We start from the raw sequence: 7,711 nt of genomic DNA, 5'->3' as shown, positions 1-7,711 counted from the left end.
GGGCAACGGCGATGGCGCGGCGGCGAGGGAAACCGGTCACAGGTCGGCCTCGTTCAGTTCAGCCATCAGCGCTTGCATTTCGTCATCGGACATACCCGAAGCGCTGAATTCGGTGCTGTCGGCTTGCGGCTCAACGGTAACGGCGGCCAGTGGTTGTGCGACTTCGGCCATGGCGGCAATGGTCTGGCGCTCGAAGACATGCTTGGCGGAGAGCGCGATGCCTTGCTCGTGGGCCTGGGCCACCACTTGCAGGCTCAGGATCGAGTCGCCGCCGATGGCGAAGAAGTTCTCGGTGACGCTCACCGTCGACAGCTTCAAGACCTTGGCGACGATGGCTTGCAGGGTGGTTTCCATCGCATTGCGCGGTTCCACGTGGGCGCCTTCGTCGAACTGGTCCGGGTCGGGCAACTGGCGAGTGTCGAGCTTGCCGTTGGGCGTGCGCGGGAAGGTCGCCAGGGTCAGCACCCGGGCCGGCACCATGTACGACGGCAGGCGTTCACCGAGAAAGCGCTTGATCGCTTCCGAGTCCGGCGCGTAGCCATGCGCCGCCAGAATGTAGGCCAGCAGGCGCTTGCCGGCGGCGTGCTCTTGCACGATCACCGCGGCTTCGCGCACATCGCTATGGCTGCACAGTTGACGCTCGATTTCCCCGAGTTCGATGCGGTAGCCGCGCAACTTGACCTGATGGTCCTTGCGGCCGAGGAACGCCAGGCGCCCATCCGCCATCCAGCAGGCCAGGTCGCCCGTGCGGTAGGCGCGGGTGCCATCGGCCAGGGTGACAAAAGCCTTGGCGGTTTCTTCGGGTTTGTTACGATAACCTCGCGCCAGGGTCGGGCCGGCGAGGACGATTTCGCCCGGTTCGCCGATGCCGCTGGTGATGCCGTGTTCGTTCAGTACGCGCAGATCCATCCCGGCAATCGGCCGGCCAATGGTCAAGGCGCGGCTCGGGTCCAGCACTTCATAAGTGGCCCAGACCGTGGCTTCGGTGGGGCCGTATTCATTCACCAGTCGCACTTGCGGCAAGGTCTTGCTGTGCTGGGCGATCAACGAAGGCGGGCAGGCTTCACCGGCGACAATCCAGCACTCCAGGCTGTCGGCAGCCCCGGCGCGCTGCAACTGATCGAGCAAGGCCTGATACAGCGACGGCAGCGACAGACCGTGGCTGACCCGATGCTGGGCAATCAACTGCGCCAGACGGGCCATCTCCAGTTCTTCGCCCGTCGCCGGCAGCACCAGACGCCCGCCCTGGGCCAGGGTCCAGAAAATCCCGGCGACCGAGCTGTCGAAGGCAAACGACGACAGCAGCAGATAGGCGCGCACCGGCGTCTCATAAGCCGCCATGCGCACTTGGGTCGAGAAACTCAGTGCACCGTGGCTGATTTCCACGGCTTTCGGTGCGCCGGTGGAACCGGAGGTGTAGATCAGATACGCCAGGTCGTCCGCGCCAGGCAGGGACAGTGGCGGCAGGTCGCTGGTGTTGGACACCGTCAGGTCATCCAGCACGAAGCGTTGCAGGCTGGCGGGGACGCTTTCGGCCAGTTCGGCGCTGACCACGATGTGCGCAATGGCGCTGTCGGCGAGCATGTAGGCGCGGCGATCTGCCGGGTAGGTCGGATCAACCGGCACGTAAGCGCCACCGGCCTTCAACACCGCGAGCATGGCGACGATGGCGGCGTTGCTGCGGGCGAACAGGATGCCGACGGGCACGCCCGGACCGATCCCGGCCGCTATCAGTTGATGAGCCAGATGCGTCGCGCAGGCATCGAGGCCGGCGTAACTCAGGTCGCCGTCCTTGTCGATTAGGGCGATAGCGTTCGGCTGTTGCTGAACCTGACGGGCAATCAGCTCGACCAGGGTCACCGGTTCGATCGACGGCAAGCTCGGTTGGGCACCGATAATCTGTACCTGAAGCGGCCCGCTCAGCGGCAGATGAGCCCAGGCTTGCTGCGGTTCGGCCAGCGCGCCCAGCAGCAGTTGCAGCCATTGTTCGGCGAGGCAGGTCGCCGCTTCGCTGCTTAACGTATGGCGGTCGTAAACCACCTGAGCGCGCAGGCTATCGGGCAACTGACGGACATCCAGGCAAACCTTCACCGGGCTCATCACCGCGCTGGCAAAACGCTCTTGGCTATCGCCCGAACGCCAGGCGAAGGCGTAACCGTCAGCCAGGTTCTGAGTGTAGTAATCCTGCCAGCCAACAGTTCGTTCGATCATGGCGCCGACGTGTTGGCTTTGTTCCAGCAGGGCCACCTGGGCTTCCAGATCGATACGCACCGGCAGGCTCTGCTCGAACAGACCCAAAGCATTTTCCAGTTCCGGGCCACGGCTTTCGTGGATCAGTGTGATCGGGACTTGCTGCTGGCCGGCCAAACGCCCGAGCACGGCGGCCCAGGCTGTCAGCATCAGGTTGGAGGTCAGGGACGGATTACGGGCGAGGTCGGCGGGTAATGTTACGTTCACAAGTGCCGGCGCAAATCCGCTGTCGCTGGCGGATTCAAGCGACAGCTGCAAGGCGGGCTGTTCGGTTTCGCTCAATTGTTTCCAGAAGCTCACGCCCGGATGGTCCGGCTCGTCTTCCGTCAGACTCCAGCGCCACTCGGCGTAGTCGGCATATTGCAGCGCTTCGGACAGGTCGGGTTGAGCGTCCTGCAGCAAGATGCCCGCCAGCAGTTTCAGGCTGGCGAGGTCGAAGTGGCTGCTGGCAGCGGCCAGGTCCAACACCGATTGTTCGTCCGACAGGTGCACCAGGGTCACGGACAGCGGGTTCGTCCAATCGCGGGGCTGCGCAGCGAGACTGGTCAGCGCGGCGTCCTGATCCGCAGGGCTGTGCTGACGCAAGTCCTGCATGCTCACAGGCAGGGCGCAGGTTTCGTGAATCACCTGCACCGGGTGGCGCAAGCCCGGCACCGGCACCAGCCGCGTGCGCAGAATTTCACTGTCGGCCATCAGTGTCAGCAGACGGCTGTTCAGCGCGTCGACGTCCACCGGTCGGGATAACGACCACTGCAAATGGCAACTGAACGGGTGTTCGGCCGCTCCGTTGATATGCGGGTACACCGATGCCTGTTGCGGCGAAATACGAAAACCTTGAAGTCCGCTCATGTTCAACTCGACTAGAAATGGGGCTTGAATCTGGGCCACGGCAGCGGCGCCGAGGTTTGCTGACTGGACATCAGGCAAGCCTCTTGCAAACAGCTGGTGCGCCCGTTGAAAGTCAGACGGCGACGTCGCTCGACAGCAGGGCTTCGGCCATGCCGGTCATGATTGCGCGCTTGCCGGTGAAGGGTTCGCGACCGTGCACCGCGAGCATGTTGTCTATGAACAACACGTCGCCCTGCTGCCAGCTGAACCGCACCAGCGAGTCGAGGTAGGCTGCTCGCAGCGACTCCAGTACTTGCGGTTCGATCGGCTCGCCGTCGCCATAAAAGGTATTGGTGGGCAGGTCGAGGTCGTTGAAGTTGCTTTGCAGCGAATCGCGGATCGCCGGGGGCAGGGTGCTGATGTGGAAGAAGGTCGCGTGGTTGAACCAGATTTCTTCACCGGTACGCGGGTGACGCACCACGGCGGGCCCGCGTTGGCGGGTGCGCAAGCGGTTGTTGTCTTTCCATTCCACGTCGATGCCGACGCTGGCGCAGTAGGCTTCCACTTCGCTGCGGTCTTCGGACTGGAACACGGTCTGCCACGGCAGGCCGAAACCGTCGCCGTAGTTGCGTACATACAGCACGCCTTTCTCACGGAACCGCGCTTCGATTTCAGGGCTGATGCTCGCCTTCACGGCCCGGGTCGAGCCGATCGGTGTTTCGCCGCCGGTCTCGGACGGAATGTGGCAGTAGAAGAACAGGCGCAGCGGAAAGCGTGGTGAATAGGAGTGCTCGTTGTGCGGGAAAATCATCTGGTCGGCCGGGTAGTCGGTCGAGGTGTAGATATTGCCGCCAACCCGGGTGCGCGGCGAGGCGCGGAACATGTATTCCAGCGCCCCTGGGGAGAGCGCGGCGATCACCTGATCGAATTGCTCCACGGACAACACGGAGAACCCGCGAAACAGCAGGGCGCCGTATTGCAGCAGTTTCTTTTCCAGGGATCCGCGTTCGCGAGTCGCCCAGGCGACCAGATCGACGCCGCTGACCGCCGGTTCGATCACCAGCGGCAAGGCGTGGTCCGGGCTGAGCAGGCGCTCGCTGACCAGTTGCTGTTCCGAGACGTTCATGGCTTTGCGGCGCACAGAGCCGAGGGCGCGAGACAATGGGGGCACGATAGACATAAAGGCATCCGACTCGGTTAAAGGGTCAATGAGCGACGTTTGGTTTGCATCAACTGACTGCGACCGGCCAGCGCCTGGGACCGTTGACGTTCACGCTGGAAGGTCTGATCCCAGGCGTCGAGGCGTTCGGCCAGCGCGGGCAGCGGTTCGTGCAACAGGCTTTGGGCTTCGTCCAGAAGGCGCGTCCACAGGTGTTGCAGGCGCAGGGCGCGATCCTGATCGAAGTATTCGCCGCGGTACTTGAGGGTCGCGTCGATGCCTTCGGCGCCGTGCACCAGATCGAGCACCAGGTGGAAATCCCCCGGCGCCTGCTCCACTTTCAGAGCGGTCATGTGCGCGCCGGCGATATCGGTCGGCGTTACCCGGGACGGTTGATAGTTGAGCTTGACCTGGAACAGCGGCGAGTGACCTGGCCGGCGCTCCGGCGCGAGCGCTGAAACCACCAGGTCGAAAGGCAAACCTTGATGCGCGTAAGCCAGTCGCGCTTCATCGCGAATCCGTTCAAGGAAACCGGCCAGTGTCGGTTCGCCGTGCAGGTCACAGCGCAGGGTCAGCTGGTTGACGAAGAAGCCGATGACGTCATTGTGTTCCTCCAGCGGACGGCCACTGACATCGGTGCCCAGCAGAAACTGTTGTTGTCCACCCAGTTGCTTGAGCACCAGTTGATAGCTGGCCAGCAACAGCATGAACAGGGTCATACCTTGCTCGCGAGCCATCGCTGCAAGGTGTTCGCAGGTTGCCTGGGGCACAGTGAAGTTCTGGCTGTGCTCGCCATGGGTCTGGCCGCTGCCACCCAGTTCGAAGGTTTGCGGCATGTTGGCCAAGTGCTTACGCCAGAAGTCTTGTTCCGCGGCGATTCGCTGTTCGCTCCAGTGACCGGCTTCCCATTGGGCGAAATCCAGGTACTGCACCGGCAATTCAGCGTCGGCCGAGCCGGCCAGTTCCGCCAGCAATAATTGCGCCGAGCGCCCGTCGAAGGCGATGTGGTGCAGGGTCAACAGCAGGTCATGCTGTTCATCGTGACGGCTGAGCAGTTGTGCGCGCAGTAGTGGCCCGGTTTCGAGGTCTACCGGCATGACGTGTTCGTTGGCCAGGCAGTCGCGGAGTGCTTGCTGGTGCTGCGGCTCGCTCTGATCACGCAGATCGTGCCAGGTAAGCGGTACTGCCGTGGCCGGCGAAACTTGTTGCTGCGGCCCATCGATGCCATCCCGATACACCGTGCGCAGCACGCTGTGTCGGATGACGAGGGTGTTCAGGCGCAGCGCCAGGGTTTCGATGTTGAGCGGACCTTGCAGGCTCAGGTGCAATGCCAGATTGTGCTGGGTATCGTCCGGATTCAGTTGGCGCAAGAACCACAGGCGACTTTGGGCGAAGGATTGGCGATTTTGGCTGACGCTCGCACGCGTGGTCGATGCGCTGGCCGTCGGCGATGACTCGCTCAGGAAACCTTGCAACGCCAGCGCCCATTCAGCCAGCGTTTGTTCGCCGAACAGACTTTGGATGTCGAGGCTCCAACCCAGATCCTTGTGCAGGCGGGCGGCGAAGTCGGCCACACTGATGGAGTCAAGACCCAAGCCGATCAGGCTGAGTTCAAAGTCTGCCGTCAGGTACGGATTGACCCCGTGCAGGGTTTGCTCAAGCCATTGACGGCACGTGGGCAGGGCCAGCGGCAAGTCATTGCCCACGCGTTCCCGCAATTGAGCAACGTCCATGGTTTCGCTGTTCGAGGCGATCTGCCCACCGCTCTGGGCGATGATGCTTAACGTGCCAGCGGCCAGTTGTTTGCGCGCGCCTTGACGGGCGATCTTGCCGCTGGTGGTCATCGGGATGGTGCCGGCTTCCACCAGCACAATCTGATCGATGCCGCAGTCGGCGGCTTCACGCACGGCGTTTTGCATCGACGCAAACAGCGCCGGATGATGCGCCGGATCGACGAACTTGCGTTGTGGCTCGGCGACGATCACCAGTTTCTCGCGGCCCAGCACCGGGTCCATCTCCGAGAACGCGGCGATGCGCCCGGTGCGAATGCCCGGTTCGGAATCGGTAATGGCAAATTCGATGTCGTGGGGGTACAGGTTTCGCCCGTTGAGAATCAGCAGATCCTTGAGCCGCCCGCAGATCACAACCTGGCCTTCGTGCATGAAACCCAGGTCGCCGGAACGCAGGTAATTGCCGGGCTCGCCGACAATGCGCGCCTCAAAGGCTTCGCGGCCGGCTTCAGGGTTTTTCCAGTAGGCTTCGGCGTTGCTCGGACCCTGGAGCCAGACTTCACCGATGCGATCGGCGGAGCAGCGCTCATGGCTCTGCGGATCGGCGATGGCGATGCTGTGCAAGGCCTGCGGATAACCGCAAGCGACGAATTCCACGGCGGCGGCATCGGCGGCCGCCAGGGCAACACGACCGGTTTCCAGCACCGCTTTGTCCAGGCGCAGCACCACCGGGAGTGCGTCGGCCGGTGTGGCGCTGACGCATAGCGTGGCTTCGGCCTGGCCATAACCGGGGCTGATGGCCAAAGGGTTGAGGCCGCACGCGGCAAAGCGCTGGGCGAAGGCTTCGAGGGTGCCGGGGTGGATCGGTTCGGCGCCGTTGATTGCGTGTTGCCAGGCACTCAAGTCTAGCTGGGCGATCAGGTTGTCGCTGACCACCCGATTGCACAGGGCATAGGCGAAATTGGGGGCGAAACTCGCGGTAGCGCGGTAGCGGCTCAACGCCTGGAGCCAGGTCGAGGGCGCATTGACGAAGGTCTGCGACGCCATCAGGTAGCACGGCATGCCGCTGTAGAGTGGGGCCAGCATGCCACCGATCAGACCCATGTCGTGGTACAGCGGCAGCCAGTTGACCATGCCGCCATGCTCATCGAAACCGTAGGCCTGACGCATCAGTTCGACGTTGGCGATCAGGTTGCGCTGACGCACTTCAACGCCTTTTGGCGTGCCAGTGGAGCCCGAGGTGTATTGCAGGAATGCCACGGTCGCACCGTCGACATCCGGACGTCGCCACTCACTGGTCGGTGGTGTGCCGAGGTCCTGGACCGTCAACACATCGACCCGGCCTTCCACCAGTTCCAGCAATCCCTGGCAATGATCCGCCGGGGCGAGGATCAGTGCCGGTTCGGCATCCACCACCACATTGCGCACGCGGTCGAGGTGGCGCGGCTTGCGTGACGGAGGTGGAAACAGCGGCACGGCGATCAGGCCGGCATATAAACAGGCACAAAACGCACGGGCGTAGTCGAGGCTGCTGGGCAGCATCAACAACACGCGATCGCCCGGCACGTAGCGCGATTGCAGGGCGGCCGCCAGGGAGCGGGACTGCTCGTGCAACTGGGCAAAGGTCAGGGTTTCGCCGATTTCTACACCGTCCGGCAAGAAGTGCAGGGCAGCACGCTGCGGGAATTGCAGGGCGTTGGCTTCCAGCACTTCGATCCAATGATTGAATGAAAACATGTGCAAT

The 7,711-nt window shown here is 63.1% G+C and carries 3 protein-coding genes; all 3 read right to left on the bottom strand.

Annotated features, from left to right (window positions below):
- Positions 1-36 precede the first annotated feature (36 nt).
- The 3 genes from ACMXYH_RS20300 to ACMXYH_RS20290 all read right to left on the bottom strand — a co-directional run bounded on the left by ACMXYH_RS20300 (position 37) and on the right by ACMXYH_RS20290 (position 7,704).
- Positions 37-3,099 carry a non-ribosomal peptide synthetase gene (locus ACMXYH_RS20300; RefSeq protein ID WP_415764669.1) on the bottom strand — a complete coding sequence of 1,021 codons (3,063 nt, stop codon included), beginning with the start codon at positions 3,097-3,099 and terminating at the stop codon, positions 37-39.
- A gap of 112 nt (positions 3,100-3,211) precedes the next feature.
- Entirely contained in the window at positions 3,212-4,258 is a 1,047-nt protein-coding gene (locus ACMXYH_RS20295) for a TauD/TfdA family dioxygenase (RefSeq protein ID WP_415764668.1), read from the bottom strand.
- Positions 4,259-4,275: 17 nt separating this feature from the next.
- Entirely contained in the window at positions 4,276-7,704 is a 3,429-nt protein-coding gene (locus tag ACMXYH_RS20290; RefSeq protein WP_415764667.1) for a condensation domain-containing protein, read from the bottom strand.
- Positions 7,705-7,711 lie beyond the last annotated feature (7 nt).

Source organism: Pseudomonas frigoris (assembly GCF_047758635.1).
In the GTDB taxonomy this organism is placed as follows: domain Bacteria; phylum Pseudomonadota; class Gammaproteobacteria; order Pseudomonadales; family Pseudomonadaceae; genus Aquipseudomonas; species Aquipseudomonas frigoris.
The sequence above is the reverse complement of the archived record's forward strand: the minus strand, read 5'-3'. Positions and strand labels throughout refer to the sequence as shown.

Bases quoted from the DNA above. Each gene is read 5' to 3' on its own strand.
- ACMXYH_RS20300 (WP_415764669.1), bottom strand. From the start codon at position 3,099: ATGAGCGGACTTCAAGGTTTTCGTATTTCGCCGCAACAGGCATCGGTG.
- ACMXYH_RS20295 (WP_415764668.1), bottom strand. From the start codon at position 4,258: ATGTCTATCGTGCCCCCATTGTCTCGCGCCCTCGGCTCTGTGCGCCGC.
- ACMXYH_RS20290 (WP_415764667.1), bottom strand. From the start codon at position 7,704: ATGTTTTCATTCAATCATTGGATCGAAGTGCTGGAAGCCAACGCCCTG.